The organism is Pseudoalteromonas sp. RW-H-Ap-1, from assembly GCF_048318575.1.
Lineage (GTDB): Bacteria > Pseudomonadota > Gammaproteobacteria > Enterobacterales > Alteromonadaceae > Pseudoalteromonas.
Window position 1 is genome coordinate 256,806 of sequence record NZ_CP166996.1, and the last position, 26,369, is coordinate 283,174.

A 26,369-nucleotide genomic window follows, 5' to 3' on the forward strand; every position below is an offset into this window, starting at 1 on the left:
ACCTACATCGCATTTAAAACGCTAATAACAAAGATAAGATTATGCAAAAAATATCACGATTAAGTTACATACTCTTTACTGTGCTGCTCTGTATGATAACCCAAGCGCACGCAGCAATTAAGTCTATTGACGAATTTACTGAAAAAATGAACCATTTCCCTGGTTATTTTTCTTTCTTTTACGATACGCAAAACGGCAATGTGTATTTAAAAGTTGATAAACTTGAGCAACAATTTTTACTACAGCATAGCTTGCCTTATGGCGTTGGCTCTAACGACATAGGTTTAGATAGAGGCCAATTAGGCGGTACCTATTTGGTACAGTTTGAGCGCTTTGGCAACAAGGTGATGTTACGTGCCGTAAATACTTACTACCGTGCAAACACGAGTAATATAGCAGAGCAGCAAAGCGTTAAAGAAGCGTTTGCATCCAGCATTTTGGCGGGTTTTAAAGTTGTCGCTCAAGATGCCAATGCTGCATTAATAGATTACACCCCTTATTTACTGAGTGACGTACATGGCGTAAGCCGTACTTTAGCTGCGCGCAAGCAAGGGCAGTTTAGCCTTGATGAGTCACGCAGTGCGGTATTTATGAATCGCTCTAAAGCATTTTTGAAAAATACTGAACTTGAAGCCATTCTCACCTTTAAAGGGTCCAAACCAGGTAAATATGTTCGCCAAGTGAGTGCTGACCCTTACGCTTTGAGTGTGCACATGCACCATTCACTTATTCAATTGCCTGATGATAATTACACGCCACGAAAATTTAGCCCGCAATCGGGTTATTGGAGTGTGGAGCATAAAAATTATGCAGCAGGGCTCGATGAGTCTATGTATGTGCGTTACATTCCGCGCCATCGTTTAGCAAAAAAAGATCCAAGCCTAGCAGTTAGTGAGCCAGTAGAGCCTATTGTTTATTACTTAGATCCAGGGGTACCTGAACCAGTAAAAACGGCTTTATTAGATGGCGGGCAATGGTGGAATGACGCCTTTAATGCAGCAGGCTATAAAAATGCGTTTGAAGTTAAAGTGTTACCAAGTAATGCTGATCCAATGGATGTGCGCTACAACGTTATTCAATGGGTGCACCGTGCTACCCGAGGCTGGTCGTATGGCAGTTCAATTATAGACCCACGTACAGGCGAAATTATTAAAGGCCATGTGACACTGGGATCGTTGCGAGTGCGTCAAGATATCTTAATTGCTGAATCACTCGCTGCGCCTTATTTAAAAGGCAATGAAGTGGCAACTGCTTTACATGCAATGGCACTTGATCGTATTCGTCAACTCAGTGCTCATGAAATTGGTCATACACTGGGTATTGCGCACAACTTTGCTGCGTCGGTAAATAATCGCGCTTCGGTGATGGATTATCCGCATCCGTTATTGAGCTTTGCAGATAATGGTCAGTTAGATGTATCTCAAGGTTATGCTAAAGGTATGGGCGCATGGGATACGCAAGTGATTAAATATGGCTACAGTGATTTTACCGGCCAAGATGAAAGCGAAGCACTCGCTGCTATTTTACAGCAAAATAAATCGCTAGGTTTGGCGTTTATTTCTGACAGTGATGCCCGTGCAAAAGGTGGAGCGCACCCTACAGCGCATGTTTGGGATAACGGCAGTAACCCAAGTGAAGAATTACTTAGAGTACTTGATGTGCGAGAGCAGGCGCTCGGACAGTTTGGTATTAACAATATAAAAACTGGGGTTGCGCTGTCGCAGTTAGAAGAAAAGCTAGTGCCACTTTACTTGTTCCACCGTTATCAAGTTGAAGCGGTTGCTAAGCTTATTGCGGGCGTTGATTATGACTATGAAATACGCAGTGACGCACCCGTTAAAGGCGCCCAAGTTGTAACTAAAGAGGCTCAGCAACAAGCCGTTAATGCTATTTTAGCCACCCTAAAAGCAACTAATTTAACGCTGCCAGAGTCGATACTTTCTTTGATTGTACCAAAGGCGTATGGCGAGTCTAAATCACGAGAAAGTATAGTGGGTCGTACCGGCTTAACTATGGATGCACTTGCATTGCCTGAAGTGGCAGCGCAGCATAGCCTATCGCTATTACTAAACGCTCAACGATTAAATCGATTAGCGCAGCAACAAGCACGTGATAACCGCTTTTATAGCCTAGATGAGTTACTTAAACAGTTAAACAAGCAGGTGTTTAACGTATCAGCGCCTGCCACCATGACAGGAAAAGTAACACAACGAGTACAGTACCTAACGGCAAAAACCATGGCTGATCTTGTGGCTAACGACGGTTTAAGCCCTGAAGTGCAAGCGCAACTGCATTTCTATTTAAGTAAACTTGCTGATGAGTTTAATCAGCACTCTTTGCTAGGCCACCCTGAAGTGGGTGACAGCGCATTTAAAAACTATTTAGCGTCGCAAATTAATCAGTTTTTAACAACAGGCCAGTGGCCTGATAATTTTAAAGCCCTGCCAATACCACCAGGCTCACCTATTTAATAGTACAAGCCAGAGGATAAAGGCGCTGTGTAAACGTTACGTTTCATGGTGCCTTGTTTTTAGGGTGTTACTTTTGCTTGCATAAAGTTGGTTTTTTGTTAATCTAGCCACCCCCTATTTTAGTCTTTTTGAGGTGTTTATGGCGTTTTTATCTCGTTCGATATTGGCGTTATCAATGGCACTTTTAAGCTCCAATGCAATCGCACAAAAACAATGTGATGTTGAACTTCGTCATGGTTTAATTATTACCGATGATGTGATCCGTATTGTTGATAAAGGCCAAACCAGGGTGCAAATTAACAATAATAATCAACTGTTTATTCGAGGCTACTGGGTCGATTTAAGCACCGATGAAAGCAAAGTGCTAGAACAATTTAGCAATGGTATTCGTCAAACAGTTCCTGAGCTGGTTGATTTAGCGACTGATGGCGTTAACCTAGGACTCAGTGCTATTGAGCATGTTGTTGAGGGCATGTCAGATAAAGAACCCGAAGTGCTAAAAACGCAATTACAATATGTAGAGCGAGCACTCATGGATAAGTTTAAGCGTGGCGATGACTTCTTTTTTATAGCCCCTCAATCGCTTTCCCAAATTGATGATTTTTTTACTAAAGAAATTAGCCAAAAAATACACTCTGCTGTGCATGGCTCTTTGGGTGCTATTTTAATGTCGCTCGGGGATGCGTTTAAATCTCGAGAAGGCAATATAGAAGACCGCATGAACGACATGGGGCAACGCATGGATATCATTACCAAAGAAATCGATAAGTCATTGCAGAAAAAAGCCCACCAATTAGAACTTAAAGCCTCTGAATACTGTGAATGCTTAAATTCTCTAGATATTACTGAGTCTCGTCTGCAAGCCATTGTACCTGGAATGACAGACTTTGATTTAGTACAAATTAAATCGTAAGATCAGGTGTCAAACGCCAGATTTCAAACAGATATTAAGCAAGATTATTAAAGGCAACGAGCAGCGAGCCTAGAGCGGCAGGTGAACAGCCCGAACCTCGTGGCCCGAAGCCATTTCCTAACACTTAAACAACCTTACAGTTTTATCTCTGCGGCAGTTAATGGGCGGTATTCACCTGCAGCCAAATCTTCGCCTAACTTTATACCCGCAATTTGTTCACGATGTAGTTCAACCACTTTGTTATCTACCGCTGCTAGCATGCGTTTCACTTGATGGTACTTCCCCTCAGAAATCGACAAACGTAAACCGTAACTCCCTTCGCGTTCAGCAATAGCAGGGCGAGTTAAATCTTTTTCATTGTGTAACTGCACACCGTCGCGTAGCTGTTGTAGCGCATCGTCGGTAATCGGTTCTTGGGTTTCGACTAGGTAGGTTTTAAACTTATTCTTTTTCGGCGAGGTAATTTTATGTGACCACTCGCCATCATTGGTGATAAGCACTAGGCCAGTGGTGTCTATGTCTAAACGCCCGGCGATGTGAAAGTCGACCATGTTTGGCTCGTCAAGCAAATCAAATACGGTTTTGTGTAACTCATCTGAATTAGCGCACACATAACCTACCGGCTTATTGAGCATAAAGTAGCGTTTACCTAAAAAAACTAATGGCTGATCATGAAATAACACATCATCTTGTTGAGTAACTTGAAAGTCGAATGCTGTGATCACCTCGCCATTAACGCAAGCCACTTGGCTTTTTATTGCTGCGCGGGCTTTTGAGCGCGGTAACTCTGCTAAATGGCTAATAAATTTATCTAAACGGCAAGGAAACTTCATGTTGTTCACATTTTTAGTCGGCTACAATGGCCGCGAGTATAGCGGATAGTGAAATACCATGACAGAGCCCAGCACAGAAATTTTAAGCCTGTACCACCGCAAAGTTTCATCAGGAGAGCTTGATTTTGATGCGGCGCAGCACCAAGCTGTGAGTGCGTTACAGTCTTTAAATGAGCAATTAAATCAACCTACAAGCTGGTGGCAAAAAGCACCCTTAATTAAGGGAATATATTTATATGGCCCGGTTGGTCGGGGTAAATCTATGTTGATGGATTTATTTTATGAAAACTTACCCACAGAGAAAAAGCAGCGCCTGCATTTTCATCATTTTATCGAAAAAGTTCATGCTCAACTAGCTAAGTTACAAGGGGATAAAAATCCGCTGCAAATAATTGCTAAACAGTGGGCTAAAAAAATAAAAGTGCTGTGCTTTGATGAGTTTTTTGTTAGTGATATTGGTGACGCCATGATCATGGCTCGGTTATTTAACGCTTTATTTGAACAAGGCGTGGTGCTAGTAGCAACCTCTAACGCAAAACCGGAGCAGCTTTATTACAACGGTCTGCAACGCGCGCGATTTTTACCAACTATCGATTTAATAAATGCGCATTGTCATGTAATTAACGTAGCGGGGGAGGAAGATCACCGCTTCAGGTACGGCAGAAGTAGTCGTCATTATTTTATTAACTTGCCCCACGCTGAGTTTGAAACTGAGTTTTTATCCGCACACCCTCAAGCAGCGCGTGATAATACAATGACTGTGCATGGCCGAGCTCTGTCCTATTTATTAAGAACTGACGATGCTTTACTGATTGATTTTATGTCATTGTGCTCAGGCCCTCGCAGCGCTAATGATTATATGTTTTTAGCAGAACAGTTTTCGGTGCTATATATTTCGAATGTGCCAATAATGGGAAAAGAGGCAACTGGTAAAGTTATTGTGCATGGTATAGAAGACAGCTATCAGCGCGAAAAGCAGCAGTTAGATGAGCATACTTTCGATGATGAAGCTCGGCGCTTTATTGCCTTAGTCGATGAGTTTTATGATTGCCACAAATTACTGGTTATTAATGCACAGGCCGACATAAACGAGTTGTATCAAGGTAAAAAATTAAGTTTTGAATATGCGCGAACTCAGTCTCGCATTGTTGAAATGCAAAACTGGTAGAGGTAAAAAAGAGGTGCTAGGTATAAGGTTTTAGGCTCATATCAACCTAAAACCTAAAACCTAAAACCTAAAGCTTTTATTTTCTGTATCCATTTGGATTATTTGACTGCCAGCGCCATGTATCTTGCATCATAACATCAATGCCGCGCTCGGCTTGCCAGCCTAGTTCGCTAAGCGCTTTTTCTGGCGCAGCATAACAGGCTGCAATATCACCTGGGCGACGAGGTGAAACCGCATAGGGGATAGCTTGGTCGCTAGCCTTAATAAACGCATTGACCATTTGTAATACTGAATAGCCGTTACCGGTACCAAGGTTATAAACAAGCGCACCGGTTTCTGCGGCTATTTTATCAAGTGCTTTTAAATGCCCTAAGGCTAAATCCACAACATGAATGTAATCGCGCACACCAGTACCATCTACCGTGTCGTAATCATCGCCAAATACAGCAAGCTGCTTTAATTTACCAACCGCAACTTGTGAAATGAAAGGCAGTAAATTATTAGGAATGCCATTAGGGTCTTCACCAATTAGGCCTGACTCATGTGCACCAACAGGATTAAAGTAGCGTAAAATAGCAAACGCAAAGCGCTCATCTGATTTAGCGATATCTTGCAGCATCATTTCAACCATTAGTTTAGAGGTACCATATGGGTTGGTTGTACCGCCAACGGGGAAGTCTTCGCGTATTGGTAAGCTTGCAGGGTCACCATAAACTGTTGCAGATGAGCTAAATACCAATTTAAACACACCCGCGTCACGCATAGCATCAACTAGTGTTAATGTGCCTTGTACGTTATTTTGATAATACGCGATTGGTTTGGCTACTGACTCACCAACCGCTTTTAAACCTGCAAAATGAATTACACTATCGATGGTATGTTTTGCAAATACTGAGTCTAAAAAGGATTTATCTAAAATATCACCTTGATAAAAAGTAATTGCTTTACCGGTTATTTTTTTCACTCTCTCAAGTGACTCTTCAGAGGAGTTACTTAAGTTATCGATAACGATAACGTCGCTGCCTTGCTGTAAAAGTTCTAAAACGGTGTGTGAGCCAATGTAGCCTGCGCCACCGGTTACTAAAATTGCCATGAATGCTCCTTGGAAACCCCTGTTCAATTACCCTAATTTCACCATAAATAATGAGTTTTTACATGTATTATTTTATTTGCTTTGTAATAGTATGATCGTAAACCGTACTTTCGATTACATTTTGTGCAATTTTAATAACACCTCAGCGTAAAGATTAAGTTATAGTTCATATGTAATTGCTAAAGTGTTGTATAGCGATTTGTAAAATATTCATTTGATCAAAATACTCGTTGGAGAAACGTATGAACTTAGTTAAAAAAATAGCAATGTTGATGTGTATTGCACTACCGAGTGTTGTTTGCGCGGGTGAGGCTCAAGTGAAATGGCATGACTTTAATGATTATCGCGATGTACGCCCATCAAACCAAGCTAAAGGCTCGTACCATAAGCAAATAGCCAAAAGTATTGATGAACACTTTGCAAAGCTCAGCGAGCAACTTCCTAAAAATTACAGTTTAAAAATTGAAGTCACCGATTTAGATTTAGCCGGAGACGTACGCTATGGCGGTGTTAACGAAATCCGAGTGGTAAAACCTATTCACTTTCCACGCATTGAATTTAATTATGTGCTCAATGATGAAAATGGCGTTGTCGCACAAGAAGATAACGTAAATTTAAAAGATATGGGTTTTATGGATAAAATTAAAATGGGTCGAGATGAAGCATTTTACTACGAAAAACGCTTATTAACAGAGTGGTTTGGTGAACAAATTTTACCGCGAATTAAGTAACATAGCGCAAAACATCTGTTTAACAGATGTTTTGCGTAGTAAGCCCAGAGTGCTTACTTAAAGGTCGCTAACAAGGTTAGTAAGTTTTGTAGTTTAATTACTGCTTGTTTTAGCTTTTCTTCGTCTAAACCGTCGCTCGATAAGCTTTCTACATCAGCGGCAACGTCTAAAACGTAAGGCTTAAAGCGTTTAGCTTCAAAGCTAAACCCAGCGTCCTCGGCAAATAAGGCTTTAAATTTTCCGTGGCCTTGCTGTTGTAACTCATCGAGTTTTTTATCAGCATCAAGCGCCTGACGGTAAACAATTTTTAAGTTGGCGTTGAGTTGTTCAATTATAGAATCCATGGTTTTCCTAAAGCTTAGTGCAATGTTGCCGATAAATACTTAAGTGGGTTGGTAAAGTAATTTACCAATTCAACGACTATAATACGTGTATTACATTTAAATGTCAGGTGTGAGTTATGAATATATCAGGTGGAAATCTACCTACAATCCCTGGTGCAGGCCAAGGCGCAGAGGTTTTAACTGCTGCTTTATCTAAAAAGCAACAGCAAGCTGATGGCGCCGCTGCACTTGCGCTTATTGAAGGTGCTACACAAACCTCAAGTGCACAAACACCGGCTAAGTCGGTTACTGCAACACTTGGGAATAATGTAAACGTTTATGTTTAAACCAATTTGAGGTCGATAGGGGTTTTACTTTTTTGGCCCCCTATTTCTCTTACTAGTTTAGGCACTAAAAATCCTGGCAGGGCCTCTAAAAGCTCTGCCATTATTTTTATGGCTTGTGCCTCATCTATATCAAAATGACTTGCGCCTTCTACCTTATCTAGTAAGTGTAAGTAATAAGGCAATACATTTGCATCAAACAACGCTTCACTTAAGTTTATTTGCGCATCAACTGTATCGTTAACATCCTTTAAAATAACCGCCTGATTTAATAACAGTACATTGGCTTGTTTTAGCATGTTCATGGCGTTTTTAAAGTCACTATCTATTTCGTTGGCATGGTTAATATGATTCACGAATATAACTTTTAGTGGTGACTTTGCTAATCTTTCACATAATTGTTCAGTAATGCGTGCAGGGATCACAACGGGTAAGCGGCTGTGTATGCGCATTCGTTTTATTTGTGGTATTTGCTCAAGCTCATCTAAAAACCAACTAATAGCATCGTCTTTGGCCATTAGTGGATCGCCACCACTTAAAATCACTTCGTTAATATTTTTATCAGCTTTTATATAGCTCAATGCATCAATAAGGCTGCGTTTATTTAACTGGTTTTCTTGATAAGGAAAATGGCGTCTAAAGCAGTAGCGGCAATTTACCGCACAACCAGTTTTAAACATGACTAAAACACGCGACTTATATTTATGTAATAGACCTGGTTGATTGTTATCTTGCTCAAGTAGCGGATCTTTATTAAACCCCGACTTAGTTAAAAATTCTTGATGGCGAGGCATAACTTGCAGCAATAAAGGATCATTTGCATCGCCGTGACGAATTTTTTTATAAAAGGCAATGGCACACGAACAGGAAACAAGCTACGAGCTTTTATGTCGTTTTCATGGACTTGGATCGATAAACCAACCATTTCTAACAGCACTTTTGGGCAGGTAACTACATTTGCTAATTCTTTTTGCCAGTTTTTATGCAAATTTGCTTCATTTCTTTGTATCATTGGCACGTAGATTACTCGAAAAATATAAATAGAGGAAACGATGGCGAATTATAGCACCAACGAGTTCAAGGGCGGCCTAAAAATTATGATGGACGGCGAACCTTGCAGTATCTTAGAAAATGAAATGGTAAAACCGGGTAAAGGCCAAGCGTTTAACCGTGTTCGTATCCGTAAGCTTATCTCTGGCAAGGTACTTGAAAAAACCTTTAAATCGGGTGAATCGGTTGAAGGTGCTGATGTAATGGATACCGATTTAGCGTACCTATACACAGACGGTGAATTTTGGCATTTCATGAACAATGAAACATTTGAACAAATCGCTGCTGACGAAAAAGCACTGGGCGATGCTGGCAAATGGTTAGTTGAAAACGATGTATGTACTATTACATTATGGAACGGCAGCCCAATTGCTGTAACTCCACCAAACTTTGTTGAGCTTGAGATCACTGAAACTGATCCGGGCCTTAAAGGTGATACAGCGGGCACGGGTGGTAAACCAGCAACGCTTAGCACAGGTGCTGTAGTACGTGTTCCATTATTCGTTCAAATTGGCGAAGTAATTAAAGTAGATACTCGTAATGGTGAATACGTGAGCCGTGTTAAGTAAGCAGCAACGCGTCTTATTAATTAAATCCCGGCTTAAGCTGGGATTTTTTTGGAGAAAATATGTCAGCAGATCTTTGGAAGCCGAGTGCCAGCATAGAAATACTTAAGCAACGCGCAGCAATTATGCGCAGCATTCGGGAATTCTTTTATGAGCGTAATGTAATGGAAGTCGAAACACCGAGTTTAAGTGCTGCCAGTGTAACCGATGTACATTTAGCCAGCTTTAATACTACATTTGTAGGCCCGGGTCATGCTGGTGGGCTTCCTCTGTTTTTGCAAACATCTCCAGAGTTTGCGATGAAACGCTTGTTAGCGGCCGGCTCAGGCGCTATTTTTCAGCTTTGTAAGGCATTTAGAAATGAAGAAGCGGGTAGTCATCATAATCCTGAATTTACTATGCTTGAATGGTATCGTCCTGGGTTTGACGAATTTACTTTGATGGACGAAATCGATGAGCTGATGCAGCTTATTCTTGAGGTTGATCCTGCAGAGCGGATTACCTACCAACAGGCGTTTGAACGCGCGCTAGGGCTCGATCCATTAACTGCCTCTATCACGCAGTTACAACAACTCGCATGCGATCATGGCTTTGCTGATATTGCTAAAAACGAGACTCATAAAGATACCTTGCTGCAATTATTATTTTGTATGAAAGTAGAGCCGACTATTGGCCAAGAAATTCCCTGTTTTGTGTATCACTTTCCAGCATCACAAGCGGCACTGGCACAAATTTGTGAGCACGATCAGCGAGTAGCAGGGCGCTTTGAGTTGTATTATAAAAATATGGAGCTGGCTAACGGCTTTAATGAACTCACTAATGCTAAAGAACAAGCAAAAAGGTTTAACGAAGACAACGCCTACCGTGCCGCCAATGGCTTAAAGCAAGTCCCTATGGATACGCGTTTAATTTCAGCATTGGAACATGGTTTAGAGCAATGCGCGGGGGTTGCATTAGGGATTGATAGACTCGTGATGTTAGCAACCAATAATCGAAAAATAAAAGAGGTGATTGCGTTTGATGTGGCCAGAGCTTAGGTGAATTATCGCTTCGGGTTGCCGGCGACGAGCTTCGGGCGGCGGGATTCGAGCTGATGTGCGTTCCCCGCCAAAACCTGAAAGCTACATTTTTAACTGTACTTTGCTTTAACCATTTGGATTGCGTGCGCTGCAGCAAGCTACTCGCCTACACAAAACTAATACACCGCGTTTGCATTAAACGCGGTGTTTTTTAAATCCCTAACTGACAACTGGTAGCTGTATTACAAGTTGAGTGTAAACGTAACGCCGGCCACACGTGGCTCACCTAGTTGAATATAAGTTTGGCTTGTATAACCATCTAACGGGTTGTTACCAAATTCAAAACCGCGAGTTGGAACGGTTTCATCAAACACATTACGTGCCCATGCACGAACTGCCCAGCTTTCAGCCTCGTAACCAAGGCTTGCATTCACTAAGTTTGTATTTGGAGCTTGTGCATTATGGCTGTCTGAGAAGTAATAATCATCTTTACCTTCAACACCTAACATAGCATATAGCTCATCAGTAACATTGTAGCGCGCACTAAATGCGTATTGATATTTAGGCGCTTGTGCTTGCTCGCGGCCATCTTGGTTTAAGCCCGATTTAGTTACAAAGTCGTTGATTTTCGTATCTAAATAGCCAGCACTACCACTAATGAGTAAATTATCAGTAAGTAAGTAGCTACCTTCAATTTCAAGGCCGTAGTTGCTGCCAGAGCTGGCATTGGCGACATAACCTGTAAATTGTTGATCTGATACTTGCCACGACTTTAATTGAATATTATCGCGGTGCATATAAAAAGCAGCTAAACGCAGAGTAAACTTGTCATCTAGCGATGAGCCTTTAACACCAAACTCACCACTCCATAAGTACTCTGGGTCAAAGCTGGTATGCTGTTTGAAAAAATCAGCATCTAAGCTTAAACCTTCATCTTTTGCTTTTGCTAGCGCTTCTGAATTAATACCACCAGCTTTGTAACCGCGGGTGATACTGGTGTAAATCATGGTACGGTCAATAACTTGGTATTCAAGTGCAATTTTACCACCGAGCATAATATCATCAGTTTCTTCAATAAAGCCGTTACTATCGGTGTAATCACCTTGATATTGCTCAACTCGTAAACCAGTAATAAGCGTAGTTTTTGGGCCTATTGATGTGGCTAATTGGCCATAAGCTGCAATGTTATTAGTTTCATAGGTTGAAGCAAACGGATTGGCTAACCACGTATATTGACGCTCTAAATCCACATCACGATTTTGATAGTAAATACCCGCAACCCAGTTACCTGCTTTACCAGTAAATTGCAGATCGAGTGCTTGATCATCACGATCGCGGCTATAAATATCTGTTGAACTATAACCATAAGGATGTAAACCGGCGGCACATAATTGCGGCTTATTAGTATCGTTACACACCCAATCTTCATCAAAACTATAAAAAAGTTCTGTATCAATAGCTGAAAGGTTTAAGCTCACATCAAAGGCATCAAAACCAGTGTAAGTATTATTCAGGCCAATAGCATAACTTTGTTGATTATCTTCGCCTGGTTGATCAGCAAGGCTGTTGCGAGAATTATCAAGAGTAAATGCATCGTAACCGTTATTAATATCAATATAATGCAGGTTAAGTTCTGAATTTAAATGAGCTGTAAGCTGGCTGTTTAATTTAAAGCGTGCAACTTGCTCATCCTGATCTTGAGTGGGTTTATCTAAATAAAGGTTGTCTACGTAGCCGTCAGACTTTCTACGAAAGTAGCTAACGCGGGCACTGGTGTCATCTGTTAAACCTGTACTAGCAGCAAGGCCTGCTTCGTGGCTGTTATAAGTGCCGGCACCTAAATGTAACTTTAAGCTAGGATCGCTGGTTGCACTAGCTGATTGCATTTGGATCATGCCCGCCATACCATCTGCACCAAAACGTGTACCTTGAGGACCGCGGTAAATTTCTACTTGGTCAATATCAAACAATAATGAACTGCCACCTAAGCCCGAATAATTAATACCGTCAATTACTAAGCCCACAGATGGGTTTATCGGGTCAACAAACTGCGAGCGTAAACCGACACCGCGAATTTGAATATAACGTCCGCGAGACGCACCAGCAGCAAAGTTTACATTGGCAGCACTGGCTAACATTTCGTCTAAATACGTTGCACCACGTTGATTCATTTCATTTTCAGAAAATAAGCTGGCACTGGCGCTTAATGTTTGAATGCTTTCTTGCTGAAAGTCACCGGTAACAATGATTTTCTCTAGTTCGGTGTCATCTGCGTTAGCATAGATAGGTGCTGCGAACAGGGGTAATAACGTGGCTGTAATTAAAGACAAACGTAGGTTCATTAGGTTACTTAACTCCATTTTAGGGACTCGTATGGTAGCAATTATTTCAACACTTGTGCTATAAACGCGACAATTATACGTTAAATAATTGGGATTACTAATTATGGCCTTTAAATTAGACTTTAAGGTGCGCGACTACGAATGTGACTTACAAGGTATTGTAAATAACAGTGTTTATTTTAATTATCTTGAGCACGCTCGCCACGAGTTTTTATACGCACACGGCGTTGATTTTGCACAGCTTGCAAAAGATAAAATTAACTTAGTGGTGATGCGCAGTGAAATGGATTACAAACATTCCCTATTGCCTGGAGATGAGTTTTATGTGGCGGTAGAGCCTGTGCGTATTAGTCGTCTTAAGTTTGCATTTAAACAAACGGTAGTGCGTAAACAAGATGAAAAAGTGATGCTCAATGCCTTAGTTATTGGTACATCAGTTAATGAAAGAGGTCGTCCATTTTTACCACCACAGATAGATAACTTATTCCAAGCGGTTGCATAGTTTTAAATAGCATGAATTTTAAACAAAAATTTACATTTAAAATATGCATTTTTAACGGATAAACCTGACAAATATTGATACTATTACATTAATTAGACACTAAGTTTGTAATAACATGAAATTAGCAGCAATACCGATGCTTATAATCGGTTTATGTGTTGGTTGCGCATCAACAGGGACAGTTACCACTGAGCAGCTAAAATATACACAATGGCAATTATCAAAGGTTGATGATTTGGCCATTCCCGCGTCCTTTAAAGCATCAATGAGCTTTATCGATGCGCTACAAATAAACGGCTTTACCGGATGTAATAAGTTCTTTGGTGAAGGCTCACTTGAAGATAGTAGCTTGAGCGTAAGTAAATTAGGTATGACACGTAAGTCATGTGGCCCTGAATTGGATGAGTTTGAGCAACAGTTTTTACAAGCTCTGCAGCAAGGTGCTGTGCTTAATATGCAAGACCAAACATTGGTAATGCAAGCTGAACAAAAATTTGTGTTTATCCCAAAATAATTTTTGAGTTTTGAAAAACAGCCCCTTGCAGGGAATTTTCAACTGGCGTACACTCATCGCAGATTTGATCAAAACTTATCAAATCAACGAACAATTCAAATACTTGTCGGAGTGCCTAAGTTTTATTTAGGCTGAGATCGCGAAAGCGGGATCCGTGAACCTGATCAGGTTAATACCTGCGTAGGGAACAAGCTGCCTAACTAGGACGCTTGTGCGTCTTTTTTTATGCGCACAAAAAAGCAACCTCCATTTTAGGCCGCAAAGTCGCATAAAGCTACTTTACGATCTTTCTCTATTCCTCAGCGGAATATCTGACAAGACAACCCTTTAGCAATGAGGTAAGTCATGTCAAATACAACAAATAAAGCCACCCGTCGCGAAACTCGTGCGGCCGCATCAGATTATATTTATAACTTAACCGGTCAGCCGTTTCCAAGCTCTCATAAAGTATACGTTGCAGGTAGCCAGCAAGGCGTACGTGTGGGTATGCGTGAAATCACATTGAGCGATACTTTTATTGGTGGTGATGAGCAAAACCCAGTGTATGAGCCAAATGCACCACTGCGTGTTTACGATACATCAGGCCCGTATACCGACCCTGAGTTTAAATTAGATGTACGTAAGGGGCTTAATAAATACCGTGAACAATGGATTGAGAGCCGTAATGATACCGAAATACTCGAGTCGGTAACCTCACAGTTTGCACAGCAGCGTATGGCTGATGATGGGCTAGATCATATTCGCTTTGAACATTTACCAAAAATACGCCGTGCTAAAGCGGGTAAAAATGTCACGCAAATGCATTATGCTCGCCAAGGAATAGTCACCCCAGAAATGGAATATGTAGCGATACGTGAAAACATGGGGCGTGCGCAAATACGTGAAGAGTTACTAGCTGCGCAGCATAAAGGGGAGTCGTTTGGCGCGAGTATTCCTGAGTTTATTACTCCTGAATTTGTTCGCGATGAAATTGCTCGTGGACGCGCTATTTTACCTAACAATATTAATCACCCAGAAACCGAGCCTATGATTGTTGGTCGTAACTTTTTAGTTAAAGTTAACGCCAATATAGGTAATTCATCAGTGGGTTCATCTATCGAAGAAGAAGTTGAAAAAATGGTGTGGTCAACCCGTTGGGGTGCCGATACTGTAATGGATTTATCAACAGGGCGTTACATTCACGAAACCCGTGAATGGCTGGTACGTAATTCGCCAGTGCCTATTGGTACTGTTCCAATTTACCAAGCACTTGAAAAAGTCAATGGCGTAGCAGAAGACCTAACTTGGGAAATATTTCGCGACACCCTGATTGAACAAGCAGAGCAAGGCGTTGATTACTTTACTATTCATGCTGGTGTACTGCTACGTTATGTGCCAATGACAGCAAAGCGCGTAACCGGTATTGTGTCACGTGGTGGTTCAATTATGGCTAAATGGTGTTTAGCGCACCACAAAGAAAACTTCTTATACACTCACTTTGAAGATATTTGTGAAATTTTAAAGCAATACGATGTGTGTTTTTCACTCGGTGATGGTTTACGTCCGGGCTCAATTGCCGATGCGAACGACGAGGCACAATTTAGTGAACTTCGCACCTTAGGAGAGCTGACAAAAATTGCATGGAAGCACGATGTACAAGTGTTTATTGAAGGCCCAGGACACGTGCCTATGCATATGATCAAAGCGAATATGGATGAGCAACTTAAACATTGCGACGAAGCCCCGTTTTATACTTTAGGTCCACTGACCACCGATATTGCCCCAGGGTATGATCATATAACCTCAGGGATTGGTGCTGCGCAGATTGCTTGGTATGGCTGTGCGATGTTGTGTTACGTAACACCTAAAGAGCACTTAGGGTTACCTAATAAAGAAGATGTAAAAGAAGGTCTTATTACTTACAAAATTGCCGCTCATGCGGCCGATTTAGCTAAAGGTCACCCAGGCGCACAAGAGCGAGATAACGCGCTATCAAAAGCGCGCTTTGAGTTTCGATGGCATGACCAATTTAATATTGGTTTAGACCCTGTTCGCGCCCGTGAATATCATGATGAAACACTGCCGCAAGAATCAGGAAAAGTTGCGCATTTTTGTTCTATGTGCGGCCCTAAATTTTGTTCCATGAAAATAACCCAAGAAGTACGCGACTACGCCAAAGATCTACAAGCACGCGGTATTGACCCTAATAACGTGGGCGATGCCATTGAAATAAAAATGGTTGATGTAGAAGCCGAGATGAAAGCTAAATCTGAAGAGTTTAAGCAAACAGGCTCAGAGATTTACCACAAAGCAATATAAATAGGTTGCGGGTTGCAGGTTGGGAGCATCGAGTAGCGAAATGTTTATCTTAGCATCTTGTTGCTCGAAGCCAGAGGCTTGCAGCTCGTAGCTAAATGTAGGAGTGCTTATGTTTTATGATATTGCTGTGGTGGGCTTTGGTTTAGCGGGGCGGTTGGCAGCGCTTGAGTTAAGTAAGCAGCATCGTGTTACCGTATTTGAAGTCGATGATGAACATACTCAGAACAGTGCCGGCAAAGTGGCCGCGGCGATGCTGGCACCCCTAGCTGAGTCTGTTATGTGCGAACGTGAATTGGCTTTAATGGGAGTGGATTCTATTGCTCGTTGGCCTGCTATTTTAGATCAATTAAATAGTGAGGTGTTTTTTCAACAACAAGGCACCCTAGTGGTTGCTCACCCGCAGGATAAAGGCGACTTACAAAGTTTTGCGCAGCGAATAAAGCCGTTACTAAATTTTAGTGCTGAAGCAGTCAATGCGCAGCAAATTGAGCAACTAGAACCTGAGCTGGCTGGTCGATTTAGCCAAGGCCTATTTTTGCCCGGTGAAGCACAAATAGATAACCAAGCCTTTTACAAAGCCAGCTTTAGATTGCTTAATAAGCGCAAAGTAAAGTTTGTGTTTAATCAGCGCGCCAGCATCTTTGAAAACAAAGTGAATAATCGAGAGTTTGATTACATTATTGATTGTCGAGGGCTTGGAGCCAAACAAGATCGGCCACTTAGAGGGGTGCGCGGGGAAGTGGCAAGGCTCTATGCTCCCGAGGTTAATTTATCTCGGCCAGTGAGGTTAATGCATCCGCGTTATCCTATTTATATAGCACCTAAGCCGAATCATGAATATGTGATTGGTGCCACCGAAATTGAGTCTCAAGATAACGGAGCGGCAACGGTGCGTTCAACGTTGGAGTTACTTTCAGCCGCTTATACAGTGCACAGCGGTTTTGCCGAGGCTCGACTGTTAAATATTCAAACCGGGCTTCGCCCTGCGTATAGCGATAACTGCCCGCAAGTTACACAATTGGGGCAGGTAATTAGTATTAATGGATTATACCGCCATGGCTACATGCTCGCGCCGAGTTTAGTTGCTGATGCTGTTGCCAGAATAGAGTGAGGAATGATGGACATAATAATTAATGGTAAAGCGCTCACCCTAACAAGTAGCGAACTAAAACCGTGTTTAATTGAGTATGGTGCTAAAGCGCCGTTTGCAGTGGCCATTAATGGCCAGTTTATACCTCAAGAACAACATGCTAACTACACACTCAATGATGGCGATTACATTGATGTGTTATCTCCGATTCAAGGAGGGTAACCATTATGTTACCTCCCGATAATATCACTATTTATGGTGAGCAATTTTCAAGCAGATTACTGATTGGTTCTGCACTTTACCCATCGCCCGCGACGATGACAAAAGCAATTAATGCTTCAGGAGCGGATATTGTTACAGTGTCTCTACGTCGCCAGCAAAGTGCAGCCGCAGGAGATGATTTTTGGCAACTTATAAAGAATACAGGGCTCAAAGTTTTACCTAACACTGCAGGATGCCACAGTGTTAAAGAGGCCATTAATTTAGCTAAAATGTGCCGAGAAGTATTTGCAACCGATTGGATTAAGCTGGAATTAATTGGCGATGACTATAACTTACAACCAGATCCTTTTGCTCTGCTTGAAGCCACTGAAATTCTAATTAAAGATGGATTCAAAGTACTGCCTTACTGCACCGATGATTTAGTGCTTTGCCAACGGTTAGATGAATTAGGCTGCGAGGTGCTGATGCCATGGGGAGCGCCAATTGGTACCGGTAAGGGATTATTAAATAGTTATAACTTAAAGGCGATACGGGAGCGTTTACCTAACAGCACATTAATTGTTGATGCTGGGTTAGGTTTACCATCGCATGCCTGCCAAGCCTTAGAATTAGGGTATGATGCGGTATTATTAAATTCAGCCATAGCGGGCGCGGGTTGCCCCATTACTATGGGACGTGCATTTAAAGCAGCGGTTGAAGCAGGGCGCTTTGCTTATAACGCCAAAGCGATGCCTGAAAAAGATGTTGCGGCCCCATCAACCCCCACCATGGGTATGCCATTTTGGCATCAAACGTAAAAAATTAGGAAGTAGGTCATTATGAACAATGTAGTATGGACGGTTGCGGGCTCAGACTCCGGCGGTGGCGCTGGTATTCAAGCTGATATTAAAGCAATGCAAAGCTTTGGTGTGCACGGTTGTACTGCGATTACCGCACTAACAGCACAAAACAGTTTAGGCGTTGAGGCGATTAATGCTGTCTCGACCGATGTGATTGAGTCGCAGTTGTTGGCACTCGAAAAAGACATGAAAGCCAAAGTAATTAAAATTGGCATGTTAGCTAATGTGCAGCAAATTCAATTGATCAGTGAGCATATTAGCCATTACAAAGCGAAGTGGCCAACCCCGCCGGTGATTGTGTATGACCCGGTGGCTATTGCCTCAAGCGGTGATTTACTCACAGAAGAAGACACTGTAAGCGCGATTAAAGAATGCCTATTACCGCTGGTGGATATCATTACCCCAAATACCCATGAAACCCAGTTATTAACAGGTGTGTATTTAATTGGCCCCGCAGCAATTAAAGAAGCAGCAAGCAAACTAATGGCATGGGGTGCCAAAGCGGTGGTTATTAAAGGCGGGCATTGGGATTACCCAAGTGGTTACTGTATTGATTACTGCTCACAAGGTAGTGAAGAGTACTGGCTAGGTAATGAAAAAATTCAGGTTCCGCACAATCATGGCACTGGCTGTAGTATGGCGTCTGTTATTGCTGCATGCCTTGCAAAGGACTATCCGTTAAAAGATGCATTTATTTTAGCTAAGGCCTATATTAACCAAGGTTTGAAGCAATCAGTTCGCTATGGCGAGGGGATCGGCCCTGTTGCACAAACATCGTTTCCGACTGACTTAGCGCATTACCCTCAAGTGATTGAAGCGGGTAGCTGGTTGGGTGATGAACTAGATTTTGATGTACCACAAGATTTTAATATGGCAGCTGACTTTGCTGCGTGTGAAAGCAAAACGCTTGGCGCTTATGCGGTAGTCGATAGCATCGAGTGGCTAGAAAAATGCCTACAAAATGGCATTAAAACAGCGCAGCTAAGGGTTAAAGACAAAAGCGAAGATGAGCTTGAACAATTAGTCGCAAGCGCGGTCGCTTTGGGTCAGCAATACAATGCGCATGTGTTTATTAATGATTACTGGCAGCTGGCAATCAAACATGGCGCCTATGGTGTGCATTTAGGACAAGAAGACTTAGAGAGCGCAAATTTAGCGGCCATAAAAGAAGCTGGCCTGCGACTTGGGCTTTCTACCCATGGCTTTTATGAAATGCTTCGGGCGCATAATTACCGCCCAAGCTACATGGCCTTTGGCGCGATTTACCCTACCACCACCAAAGATATGACAGGCCAGATACAAGGGCTTGAAAAACTAACTCGATTTGTGCCATTAATGCAAAGCTATCCTACAGTGGCTATTGGTGGAATTGATTTAAATAGGGCGCAAGAGGTTGCTAAAACAGGCGTGGGCAGTGTAGCTGTGGTACGTGCTATTACCGAGGCTGATGATTATGTAGAGGCAATTAATACTTTAAAATCGGTGATAAATGATAATGCCTGCTAATATGCAAACGCAGCAACTGAGTGACAAAGAAACTCTACGTTATAGCCGCCACTTATTATTAAAAGAGGTGGGGCTTGAGGGGCAGTTAACACTTAAAGCGGCAACCGTTGCTGTGGTAGGTGCAGGTGGGCTAGGAAGTCCTGCGCTACTTTATTTAGCAGCGGCAGGCATTGGCACACTAATATTAATTGATGACGATGCCGTTGAACTCTCTAATTTACAGCGGCAAATACTATACAAAGTGAATCACTTAGGGCAGCAAAAAGTAAATGCAGCAGGAAAGGTGCTTGCGAGCCTTAATAATCAAATAAACATAGTGACTCACTCGCAAAAGTTGAGCGATGCTAACAGTGATGCACTATTAAATAACGCCGATATTGTACTTGATTGCTCTGATAACTTTGCGACTCGTTACACCGTCAATCGTTTTTGCGTAAACAACAAAATACCATTAATTTCTGCAGCAGCGCTAGCAACTCAAGGGCAATTAATGGGCTTTGACTTTAGGCAAACAGATAGCCCTTGCTATGGCTGCGTATTTCCACAAAGTGATGCTAACCCTGTTGTTAATTGCGACAATGCGGGCGTTATTAGTCCCTTACTTGGGGTAATTGGTTCTATGCAGGCACAGCTAACTCTTAATATGTTGTTAGGTCATTTGGGTGGGAATGTGTTTATAACCTTTGACGCATTAAGCTTAAAGCAACAGCATTTTAAGATGGCTAAAAATTTAGCGTGTAGAGAGTGTAGCAGTATGAGTAAAGAGCAGCTTCGCTGTTAACGTAAGCAAGCTCTTCGTCTACAAAAAAACACCGCGTTCAATACAATAAACGCGGTGCTTTTTAATTTCGGCCTGACAACTGACACTATTTATTAATCATCAATTTTTGCAAACGCAGTGCCTAAACGGGTGACTGTTTCAGGGCGTTGATCATCAAAAATATCGGCTTTATCTGCACCCCATGCAAGCACAACTGTTGAGCCTAATTTAAAGCGACCCATTTCTTCCCCTTTCTTAAGGGTGATCGCGTTTTCGCCTTTAGTTGGGTAGTTCCAGCTAAACACATCACTGCCAGCTGGTGGAGTGACTGTGCCAGCCCAAATAGTTTCTATGCTAGCAACAATGGTTGCGCCTACAAGGACCATAGCAAGCGGGCCAATTTCAGTTTCAAAAATAGCTACTACACGCTCGTTACGGGCAAATAAGTTCGGTACGTTTTGTGCGGTAAGAGGATTTACCGAAAATAAATCGCCCGGTACATAAATCATTTTGCTTAGCGTACCATCAATTGGCATGTGAATACGGTGGTAATCTTTTGGTGCCAAGTAAATAGTTGCAAATTTACCACCTAAAAACGGTGTTGTGTCGTCTTCTGAGCCACCTAACAACGCTTGTAAGCTGTAATCATGGCCTTTAGCTTGGATTAGTTGGCCGTCAACAATATCGCCAAGTTGGCTGATTGCGCCGTCAACAGGATGAATAATAATATCGTCATCTTCAACCATAGGACGAGCACCGTCCTTTAACGGACGGGTAAAAAATTCATTAAAGGTTTTATAGTGAGCTGGATCAGAATATTTAGCCTCACTCATATTTATTTTGTATTGTTTAATAAATAATTTAATTAGCGTTGTTGTTAATGCGCCCGCTTTTGCAGCTGCAAGCTTACCTACTACACGAGAAATAAAGTGCTTTGGCATAGCATATTGCATGGCGATTTTAAATTTATCTAAACTCACAGGTTTTTCCCTAATTATACACGAGGCGCACGCGCGCCGGCACGGCCATCGGCCATGGTTTCTAAAATACGGTGATAGCTTTCAAAGCGTAACTTTGAGATATCGCCATCAGCGACTGCTTGCTGAATTATACAGCCTGGATCGTTTAAGTGTTTACAGTCTCTAAAACGGCATCCACCTATAAACTCTCTAAATTCTTTAAAACACCAAGTGACTCGTTCAACATCTAAATGCCATAAACCAAACTCACGAATACCCGGAGAATCAATTAAGTTACCGCCACTTGGTAAATGATGCAGACGCGATACTGTGGTGGTGTGCTGGCCTAGACCGCTGTTTTCAGACACTTCTTTAGTCAAAATTTCAGCATCCGGCAGCACAGTGTTAACTAAAGTAGATTTCCCCACACCACTTTGGCCAACAAAAATATTGTTTTTGCCTACAAGTACTTCTTTTAATTCATTAATGCCTTCGCCGGTTATATTACTAACTAGCAGCACCTGGTAATTAAGTTTACGATAAATATCAAGTATTTGTTGTATGTCGTTTAAACCAGCTTCATCAATTAAATCAATTTTATTAAGCACCAAAATCGGCTCAATGCCCATGTCTTCGCAGGCAATTAAATAGCGGTCGATAATGCTTGGTGTAAACTCTGGCAGTACCGCTGAAACCATTAAAATTTGATCTATATTAGCGGCAATCACTTTTACACCGTCGTAAAAATCAGGGCGCGTTAACTGTGAACGCCGCTCTTGAGTTGCTTCAATAACACCCGCTAAATCGCCTTCACTTACTTTTGCACGACGAAATAATACCTCATCGCCACATACTAAATTTGATACGGTACGGCGAATATTACAGCGAAGAACATCGCCATTTTGCGTTTCTACGTCGGCATGTTGCCCAAAGCGGCTAATGACAATCGCATTTTCCACTTGACCTAAATTATCTGTTTGCCACTCTTGCGCGCCGACTTTTGCCGGTTTTTTATCGGCATTCGATAAACGCTTTTGATGATTGGCCTTGATCCTACGGGATTGGCCTTTACTTAATTTTTTCTGTTTTGCCACTTGAGGCCTATAACCTGAGTTAAATGCCGAGTTTGCCAAAAAAAGCTTTAGCTCGACGATTGATGCTAATATGATATATCGAAATGCGTTGGATCTAAAGAAAAGCACCGTTTAAGGTAATTATGACTATTAATAAATCAAATTTAATTTGGCTCGATCTGGAAATGACCGGACTTGAACCAGAGACTGACAAAATACTTGAAATTGCAACTGTTGTCACTGACGCTGATCTGAATATATTAGCCGAAGGCCCAACGATTGCCATTCATCAAAGTGATGAACTACTTGATGGCATGGATGAGTGGTGTACAACTCAGCATGGCAAATCTGGACTAACGGCACGCTGTAAAGCAAGTACGTTTAATGAAGCTTATGCCGTGGAACAAACCCTCGCGTTTTTAAAGCAATGGGTGCCAGCGGGTGCTTCACCTATGTGTGGTAACTCGATAGGCCAAGACCGTCGCTTTATGAATAAGTATATGCGCGAGCTTGAAGACTTTTTTCATTACCGTAATTTAGATGTCAGTACCATTAAAGAACTTGCTCGTCGTTGGAAACCAGATGTGTTGGCTCAAGTGAATAAAAAAGGGTCGCATTTAGCGTTAGACGACATTAAAGATTCGATTATGGAATTAAAGGTTTACCGAGAAAAGTTTTTTAATTTATAAAAAATACTTGCAAAGCCCCCTAATTATTGTAGAATCCTGCCCCGCTCAAGACGATAACCCCCGCGGGGTTAGTGTGTTTGGGCTTTGACTTTTTGAATGCGGCACTAGCTCAGTTGCCAGAATGTAGGACGCGACATGTCGCGCACCAACGGACAAATTACTGACTATTTTGAATGCGGCACTAGCTCAGTTGGTAGAGCGCGACCTTGCCAAGGTCGAGGTCACGAGTTCGAGCCTCGTGTGCCGCTCCAATTTCTCACCAAAGAAATTGCAGCACAAGACAAAAAAGTTAAAGTTGATATAATGCGGCACTAGCTCAGTTGCCAGAATGTAGGACGCGATCCGTCGCGCACCAACGGACAAATTACTGACTATTTTGAATGCGGCACTAGCTCAGTTGCCAGAATGTAGGACGCGACCCGTCGCGCACCAACGGACAAATTACTGACTATTTTGAATGCGGCACTAGCTCAGTTGGTAGAGCGCGACCTTGCCAAGGTCGAGGTCACGAGTTCGAGCCTCGTGTGCCGCTCCAATTTCTCACCAAAAGAAATTGTAGTAAAATTAGAATACAATATTAAATGCGGTACTAGCTCAGTTGCCAGAATGTTGAACGCGACCCGTCGCGCACCAACGGACAAATTACTGACTACTTTAAATGCGGTACTAGCTCAGTTGGTAGAGCGCGACCTTGCCAAGGTCGAGGTCACGAGTTCGAGCCTCGTGTACCGCTCCAATCTTATTTACTTTCCAAATATTTATTCTTAAAAAGCAAACAACAATCCAGACGTGAATCATTATAAATTTAATTTATATAATCTTTTTTATTAGATTTGAAGTACTCAATGGATGCGAACGATGTGTGTTGTAAAACCTAAAACCTAAAACCTAAAACCTAAAACCTAAAACCTAAAACCTAAAACCTAAAACTTTTCGCCTTGCAAAGTTGCAATAATACGCCTTGAACCACCATGATCACGGTGCTCACCTAAGTATATTCCTTGCCAAGTTCCCAGCGCTAACTGACCGTGACTAATCGGGATAGTTAATTCGCAACCTAAGGTACTGGTTTTTATATGGGCAGGCATATCATCATCGCCCTCATAGTCATGGCGATAATAAGGCTGGCGCTCTGGAACAAACTGATTAAAGTGGCTTTCCATATCCATGCGTACCGTCGGATCGGCGTTTTCGTTAATAGTTAAGCTGGCAGAGGTATGTTGAATAAATAAGTGTAATAAACCAACTTTAAGCTGACTCAGTTGTGGGAGGTGAGTAAGTATGTCGTTATCAATTAAATGAAAGCCCCGCGAGCGAGGCTTTAATGTAATTGTGGTTTGCGACCAGCTCATAGCTTATCGAAACTCACTTCTATATTTGCATTACCTGCGTCACTGGTAAACGGCATAAGAATTTTTTTGCCGTCACTTTTGTGAGTAATAGTGTGGTTTTTACCAGACACAACAATGGGGGTTGCCATGGCAAAATCATAGCCCTTTTCACCTAGTAAATTCTTAGCGCCACCGGTAACCATATTAGTTATTTCACCGACCATGTCGGTTACTTCTTCATTTACGTCGTCTGGTCGTTCGCCTAACATTCGTTCCATAATAGTCAGCGCTAAACTTTCGTCGAAGGTAATTGAAAATGAACCGCGAGTTTGAGGGCCAACCATACCAATTAATCCCGATACATCACCACAGGCTATCTCATCGGTTTTAATGCGTGGCTTGCCTGGTTTTAACTGAGTTTGAGCCATAGTGCTCAATACATTCATCAAAGAAGTTAAAAAGGGATTAATGAACTCTACATTCATATTAGATATCCTTAAATTGGTACTGATAAAGGTTATACGTAAAGTATAGCTATAGTCGCTGATCTATGCTCGACAAGAGTCACATTTACCATGCGCTTCTATTGTTTGCCCGGAAACTACAAAGCCACTTTCGGCTGCTAAGTTATTGAGCTCATGAGAAATCACTGTTGAGTGCAGCTCTTTAACAAAACCGCAGGTATCACAAATTAATAGCTGAACAGGATGAATATGATCAAAATGATGACACAGCATAAATGCATTGGTGCTTTCAATTTTATGAATAAAACCGAGTTCGGCTAAAAAGTCTAAAGCACGATAAATCGTTGCAGGTTTAGCGCCTGTTTCAGTGACTTTTAATTGTTCAAGTAAATCGTATGCACCCACACCACCTTGAGCACTGGCCAATAAACGAAATACCTTCTCGCGAATTGGTGTGAATCGCGCACCACGGTTGTCGCACACTTGTTTTGCTTTACTTACGAGTGATTCTATATTCATCTTCTCTCATCCTTACGCTGCCGTGATATACTAACATACTGTATTGTAGTTGCAGCGTTTTATTAACCGATTTAATGAAAAGGTACTCATTAATGCATGAACTATTGGCTATATTTATTTTCTTTTTTGCGGTTATCGATCCAATTGGCACAATCCCGGTTTTTATCGCCGTAACTCGTGGAGATGACGACAAGTTTAAGCGTAAAGTGATTTTTAAGGCCGTGGGTGTGTCTGCTTTAGTGCTGTTATTTTTTGTAGTTGCTGGCGAGCAATTACTGAATGTGATTGAGATTCCGCTCTCGGCATTTCAAATAGCAGGTGGTTTAATTTTATTAATTTTTGCACTCTCCATGACCTTTGGTGAAAGTAAGCCTGAAGCTGAAATTAAAAGTGTTAGAGACAGCACTGAAACCGCTATTTTTCCGCTCGCTATCCCATCAATAGCCAGTCCCGGTGCCATGTTAGGTGCGGTATTAATGACACGCAATGAGGAATATACTTGGGTTGAACAAATGATTACCTCATCAATGATGTTAGCTGTTTTAGTGGTGGTACTGATTTTGTTATTACTTGCTACGCATGTACATAAAATAATAGGTGATAGTGGGGCGAGTATTATTAGTCGAATTATGGGGTTAATTTTAAGCTCAGTCGCGGTGACTAATATTTTAAACGGTATTGCACAATACTTTGGCTTGCAAGTGTTTGCTTAATATTGCTGCGCATAGGGCTTTTGTGTAAAATGCAGCG

26 protein-coding genes, 3 tRNA genes, 1 pseudogene and 1 riboswitch are annotated in these 26,369 nt (G+C 41.9%); of the genes and pseudogenes, 20 read left to right on the top strand and 10 right to left on the bottom strand.

Annotated elements, in window-relative coordinates:
• Window positions 1–41 precede the first annotated feature (41 nt).
• Both AB8618_RS01135 and AB8618_RS01140 read left to right on the top strand, forming a co-directional pair.
• Window positions 42–2,471 carry a zinc-dependent metalloprotease gene (locus AB8618_RS01135; protein WP_413401175.1) on the top strand — a complete coding sequence of 810 codons (2,430 nt, stop codon included), beginning with the start codon at window positions 42–44 and terminating at the stop codon, window positions 2,469–2,471.
• 139 nt (window positions 2,472–2,610) lie between these two features.
• On the top strand, window positions 2,611–3,384 hold the full coding sequence (locus AB8618_RS01140) for a YggN family protein (RefSeq protein WP_010390508.1): 774 nt from the start codon (window positions 2,611–2,613) through the stop codon (window positions 3,382–3,384).
• A gap of 134 nt (window positions 3,385–3,518) precedes the next feature.
• Here AB8618_RS01140 and rsuA read toward each other — a convergent pair whose 3' ends face one another.
• The gene (gene rsuA, locus AB8618_RS01145; RefSeq protein ID WP_413401176.1) at window positions 3,519–4,217 is read right to left on the bottom strand and encodes a 16S rRNA pseudouridine(516) synthase RsuA; all 699 of its coding nucleotides are present in this window, start codon (window positions 4,215–4,217) and stop codon (window positions 3,519–3,521) included.
• A 58-nt stretch (window positions 4,218–4,275) separates the two neighbouring features.
• On the opposite strand from rsuA, the gene zapE reads away from it, so the two are divergent.
• Window positions 4,276–5,385, top strand: coding sequence for a cell division protein ZapE (gene zapE, locus AB8618_RS01150; protein WP_413401177.1), 1,110 nt, complete (start codon window positions 4,276–4,278; stop codon window positions 5,383–5,385).
• 76 nt (window positions 5,386–5,461) lie between these two features.
• Here zapE and galE read toward each other — a convergent pair whose 3' ends face one another.
• On the bottom strand, window positions 5,462–6,478 hold the full coding sequence (gene galE, locus AB8618_RS01155; protein WP_413401178.1) for a UDP-glucose 4-epimerase GalE: 1,017 nt from the start codon (window positions 6,476–6,478) through the stop codon (window positions 5,462–5,464).
• Between the two features lie 242 nt (window positions 6,479–6,720).
• Here galE and AB8618_RS01160 point away from each other — a divergent pair, with 242 nt between their 5' ends.
• The gene (locus AB8618_RS01160) at window positions 6,721–7,209 is read left to right on the top strand and encodes a DUF3016 domain-containing protein (protein ID WP_413401179.1); all 489 of its coding nucleotides are present in this window, start codon (window positions 6,721–6,723) and stop codon (window positions 7,207–7,209) included.
• A 53-nt stretch (window positions 7,210–7,262) separates the two neighbouring features.
• On the opposite strand, the gene AB8618_RS01165 is transcribed toward AB8618_RS01160, so the two are convergent.
• Complete coding sequence (locus tag AB8618_RS01165; protein ID WP_010390514.1) at window positions 7,263–7,553, bottom strand: hypothetical protein; 291 nt, start codon at window positions 7,551–7,553, stop codon at window positions 7,263–7,265.
• Between the two features lie 116 nt (window positions 7,554–7,669).
• Here AB8618_RS01165 and AB8618_RS01170 point away from each other — a divergent pair, with 116 nt between their 5' ends.
• Window positions 7,670–7,879, top strand: coding sequence for a hypothetical protein (locus tag AB8618_RS01170; RefSeq protein ID WP_013463951.1), 210 nt, complete (start codon window positions 7,670–7,672; stop codon window positions 7,877–7,879).
• On the opposite strand, the pseudogene epmB reads toward AB8618_RS01170, so the two are convergent.
• Window positions 7,876–8,888 (bottom strand): annotated as a pseudogene (gene epmB / locus AB8618_RS01175) (EF-P beta-lysylation protein EpmB). The gene AB8618_RS01170 and the pseudogene epmB overlap by 4 nt on opposite strands.
• Window positions 8,889–8,928: 40 nt before the next feature.
• Between epmB and efp the strand changes: the two are divergent.
• Both efp and epmA read left to right on the top strand, forming a co-directional pair.
• On the top strand, window positions 8,929–9,495 hold the full coding sequence (efp, locus tag AB8618_RS01180) for an elongation factor P (protein ID WP_010390517.1): 567 nt from the start codon (window positions 8,929–8,931) through the stop codon (window positions 9,493–9,495).
• Between the two features lie 59 nt (window positions 9,496–9,554).
• Complete coding sequence (gene epmA, locus AB8618_RS01185; protein ID WP_413401181.1) at window positions 9,555–10,529, top strand: elongation factor P--(R)-beta-lysine ligase; 975 nt, start codon at window positions 9,555–9,557, stop codon at window positions 10,527–10,529.
• A 224-nt stretch (window positions 10,530–10,753) separates the two neighbouring features.
• On the opposite strand, the gene AB8618_RS01190 is transcribed toward epmA, so the two are convergent.
• On the bottom strand, window positions 10,754–12,853 hold the full coding sequence (locus AB8618_RS01190) for a TonB-dependent receptor (protein WP_413402914.1): 2,100 nt from the start codon (window positions 12,851–12,853) through the stop codon (window positions 10,754–10,756).
• Window positions 12,854–12,956: 103 nt separating this feature from the next.
• Here AB8618_RS01190 and AB8618_RS01195 point away from each other — a divergent pair, with 103 nt between their 5' ends.
• The 8 genes from AB8618_RS01195 (at window position 12,957) to AB8618_RS01230 (ending at window position 20,605) form a co-directional block, all read left to right on the top strand.
• Window positions 12,957–13,355 carry an acyl-CoA thioesterase gene (locus AB8618_RS01195; protein ID WP_413401182.1) on the top strand — a complete coding sequence of 133 codons (399 nt, stop codon included), beginning with the start codon at window positions 12,957–12,959 and terminating at the stop codon, window positions 13,353–13,355.
• Window positions 13,356–13,470: 115 nt separating this feature from the next.
• Window positions 13,471–13,869: an META domain-containing protein gene (locus AB8618_RS01200; protein WP_283235058.1), complete on the top strand. Its 399-nt coding sequence runs from the start codon at window positions 13,471–13,473 to the stop codon at window positions 13,867–13,869.
• Between the two features lie 97 nt (window positions 13,870–13,966).
• A riboswitch (TPP riboswitch) is annotated at window positions 13,967–14,073 on the top strand.
• Between the two features lie 141 nt (window positions 14,074–14,214).
• Entirely contained in the window at window positions 14,215–16,167 is a 1,953-nt protein-coding gene (thiC, locus tag AB8618_RS01205) for a phosphomethylpyrimidine synthase ThiC (protein ID WP_413401183.1), read from the top strand.
• A gap of 109 nt (window positions 16,168–16,276) precedes the next feature.
• Window positions 16,277–17,278 carry an FAD-dependent oxidoreductase gene (locus AB8618_RS01210; RefSeq protein ID WP_413401184.1) on the top strand — a complete coding sequence of 334 codons (1,002 nt, stop codon included), beginning with the start codon at window positions 16,277–16,279 and terminating at the stop codon, window positions 17,276–17,278.
• Window positions 17,279–17,284: 6 nt separating this feature from the next.
• Entirely contained in the window at window positions 17,285–17,479 is a 195-nt protein-coding gene (gene thiS, locus AB8618_RS01215) for a sulfur carrier protein ThiS (protein WP_409425539.1), read from the top strand.
• Window positions 17,480–17,484: 5 nt separating this feature from the next.
• Window positions 17,485–18,276, top strand: coding sequence for a thiazole synthase (locus tag AB8618_RS01220; RefSeq protein WP_008115481.1), 792 nt, complete (start codon window positions 17,485–17,487; stop codon window positions 18,274–18,276).
• Window positions 18,277–18,297: 21 nt separating this feature from the next.
• Window positions 18,298–19,824: a thiamine phosphate synthase gene (thiE, locus tag AB8618_RS01225; protein WP_413401185.1), complete on the top strand. Its 1,527-nt coding sequence runs from the start codon at window positions 18,298–18,300 to the stop codon at window positions 19,822–19,824.
• Window positions 19,808–20,605, top strand: a complete 798-nt coding sequence (locus AB8618_RS01230; RefSeq protein ID WP_413401186.1) for a HesA/MoeB/ThiF family protein — start codon at window positions 19,808–19,810, stop codon at window positions 20,603–20,605. Before thiE ends, AB8618_RS01230 begins: the two co-directional genes overlap by 17 nt.
• A 92-nt stretch (window positions 20,606–20,697) precedes the next feature.
• Here AB8618_RS01230 and asd read toward each other — a convergent pair whose 3' ends face one another.
• Entirely contained in the window at window positions 20,698–21,564 is an 867-nt protein-coding gene (gene asd / locus AB8618_RS01235) for an archaetidylserine decarboxylase (RefSeq protein ID WP_008115486.1), read from the bottom strand.
• Window positions 21,565–21,578: 14 nt separating this feature from the next.
• Window positions 21,579–22,637 (bottom strand): small ribosomal subunit biogenesis GTPase RsgA, encoded by a 1,059-nt coding sequence (rsgA, locus tag AB8618_RS01240; RefSeq protein WP_413401187.1) that lies wholly within the window; start codon window positions 22,635–22,637, stop codon window positions 21,579–21,581.
• Between the two features lie 122 nt (window positions 22,638–22,759).
• Here rsgA and orn point away from each other — a divergent pair, with 122 nt between their 5' ends.
• From orn to AB8618_RS01260, 4 genes are all read left to right on the top strand, one after another.
• Window positions 22,760–23,305, top strand: coding sequence for an oligoribonuclease (gene orn / locus AB8618_RS01245; protein ID WP_008465098.1), 546 nt, complete (start codon window positions 22,760–22,762; stop codon window positions 23,303–23,305).
• Window positions 23,306–23,480: 175 nt separating this feature from the next.
• A tRNA-Gly gene (locus tag AB8618_RS01250) sits at window positions 23,481–23,556 on the top strand.
• Between the two features lie 208 nt (window positions 23,557–23,764).
• Window positions 23,765–23,840: transfer RNA gene (locus AB8618_RS01255), tRNA-Gly, on the top strand.
• A 125-nt stretch (window positions 23,841–23,965) separates the two neighbouring features.
• Window positions 23,966–24,041: transfer RNA gene (locus tag AB8618_RS01260), tRNA-Gly, on the top strand.
• Between the two features lie 187 nt (window positions 24,042–24,228).
• Here the strand turns inward: AB8618_RS01260 and AB8618_RS01265 are convergent.
• From AB8618_RS01265 to AB8618_RS01275, 3 genes are all read right to left on the bottom strand, one after another.
• Window positions 24,229–24,657, bottom strand: a complete 429-nt coding sequence (locus tag AB8618_RS01265) for a secondary thiamine-phosphate synthase enzyme YjbQ (RefSeq protein WP_138623654.1) — start codon at window positions 24,655–24,657, stop codon at window positions 24,229–24,231.
• Window positions 24,654–25,121 (bottom strand): chemotaxis protein CheX, encoded by a 468-nt coding sequence (locus AB8618_RS01270; protein WP_413401188.1) that lies wholly within the window; start codon window positions 25,119–25,121, stop codon window positions 24,654–24,656. The genes AB8618_RS01265 and AB8618_RS01270 overlap by 4 nt, the downstream gene beginning before the upstream one ends.
• Before the next feature lie 63 nt (window positions 25,122–25,184).
• Window positions 25,185–25,619 (bottom strand): transcriptional repressor, encoded by a 435-nt coding sequence (locus AB8618_RS01275; protein ID WP_413401189.1) that lies wholly within the window; start codon window positions 25,617–25,619, stop codon window positions 25,185–25,187.
• A gap of 92 nt (window positions 25,620–25,711) precedes the next feature.
• Here AB8618_RS01275 and AB8618_RS01280 point away from each other — a divergent pair, with 92 nt between their 5' ends.
• The gene (locus tag AB8618_RS01280; RefSeq protein WP_008115498.1) at window positions 25,712–26,332 is read left to right on the top strand and encodes a MarC family protein; all 621 of its coding nucleotides are present in this window, start codon (window positions 25,712–25,714) and stop codon (window positions 26,330–26,332) included.
• Window positions 26,333–26,369 lie beyond the last annotated feature (37 nt).

What these genes read in the sequence shown, in the direction of transcription:
- AB8618_RS01135 (WP_413401175.1), top strand. Translation starts at nt 42, where the DNA reads ATGCAAAAAATATCACGATTAAGTTACATACTCTTTACTGTGCTGCTC.
- AB8618_RS01140 (WP_010390508.1), top strand. Translation starts at nt 2,611, where the DNA reads ATGGCGTTTTTATCTCGTTCGATATTGGCGTTATCAATGGCACTTTTA.
- rsuA (WP_413401176.1), bottom strand. Translation starts at nt 4,217, where the DNA reads ATGAAGTTTCCTTGCCGTTTAGATAAATTTATTAGCCATTTAGCAGAG.
- zapE (WP_413401177.1), top strand. Translation starts at nt 4,276, where the DNA reads ATGACAGAGCCCAGCACAGAAATTTTAAGCCTGTACCACCGCAAAGTT.
- galE (WP_413401178.1), bottom strand. Translation starts at nt 6,478, where the DNA reads ATGGCAATTTTAGTAACCGGTGGCGCAGGCTACATTGGCTCACACACC.
- AB8618_RS01160 (WP_413401179.1), top strand. Translation starts at nt 6,721, where the DNA reads ATGAACTTAGTTAAAAAAATAGCAATGTTGATGTGTATTGCACTACCG.
- AB8618_RS01165 (WP_010390514.1), bottom strand. Translation starts at nt 7,553, where the DNA reads ATGGATTCTATAATTGAACAACTCAACGCCAACTTAAAAATTGTTTAC.
- AB8618_RS01170 (WP_013463951.1), top strand. Translation starts at nt 7,670, where the DNA reads ATGAATATATCAGGTGGAAATCTACCTACAATCCCTGGTGCAGGCCAA.
- efp (WP_010390517.1), top strand. Translation starts at nt 8,929, where the DNA reads ATGGCGAATTATAGCACCAACGAGTTCAAGGGCGGCCTAAAAATTATG.
- epmA (WP_413401181.1), top strand. Translation starts at nt 9,555, where the DNA reads ATGTCAGCAGATCTTTGGAAGCCGAGTGCCAGCATAGAAATACTTAAG.
- AB8618_RS01190 (WP_413402914.1), bottom strand. Translation starts at nt 12,853, where the DNA reads ATGAACCTACGTTTGTCTTTAATTACAGCCACGTTATTACCCCTGTTC.
- AB8618_RS01195 (WP_413401182.1), top strand. Translation starts at nt 12,957, where the DNA reads ATGGCCTTTAAATTAGACTTTAAGGTGCGCGACTACGAATGTGACTTA.
- AB8618_RS01200 (WP_283235058.1), top strand. Translation starts at nt 13,471, where the DNA reads ATGAAATTAGCAGCAATACCGATGCTTATAATCGGTTTATGTGTTGGT.
- thiC (WP_413401183.1), top strand. Translation starts at nt 14,215, where the DNA reads ATGTCAAATACAACAAATAAAGCCACCCGTCGCGAAACTCGTGCGGCC.
- AB8618_RS01210 (WP_413401184.1), top strand. Translation starts at nt 16,277, where the DNA reads ATGTTTTATGATATTGCTGTGGTGGGCTTTGGTTTAGCGGGGCGGTTG.
- thiS (WP_409425539.1), top strand. Translation starts at nt 17,285, where the DNA reads ATGGACATAATAATTAATGGTAAAGCGCTCACCCTAACAAGTAGCGAA.
- AB8618_RS01220 (WP_008115481.1), top strand. Translation starts at nt 17,485, where the DNA reads ATGTTACCTCCCGATAATATCACTATTTATGGTGAGCAATTTTCAAGC.
- thiE (WP_413401185.1), top strand. Translation starts at nt 18,298, where the DNA reads ATGAACAATGTAGTATGGACGGTTGCGGGCTCAGACTCCGGCGGTGGC.
- AB8618_RS01230 (WP_413401186.1), top strand. Translation starts at nt 19,808, where the DNA reads ATGATAATGCCTGCTAATATGCAAACGCAGCAACTGAGTGACAAAGAA.
- orn (WP_008465098.1), top strand. Translation starts at nt 22,760, where the DNA reads ATGACTATTAATAAATCAAATTTAATTTGGCTCGATCTGGAAATGACC.
- AB8618_RS01265 (WP_138623654.1), bottom strand. Translation starts at nt 24,657, where the DNA reads ATGAGCTGGTCGCAAACCACAATTACATTAAAGCCTCGCTCGCGGGGC.
- AB8618_RS01270 (WP_413401188.1), bottom strand. Translation starts at nt 25,121, where the DNA reads ATGAATGTAGAGTTCATTAATCCCTTTTTAACTTCTTTGATGAATGTA.
- AB8618_RS01275 (WP_413401189.1), bottom strand. Translation starts at nt 25,619, where the DNA reads ATGAATATAGAATCACTCGTAAGTAAAGCAAAACAAGTGTGCGACAAC.
- AB8618_RS01280 (WP_008115498.1), top strand. Translation starts at nt 25,712, where the DNA reads ATGCATGAACTATTGGCTATATTTATTTTCTTTTTTGCGGTTATCGAT.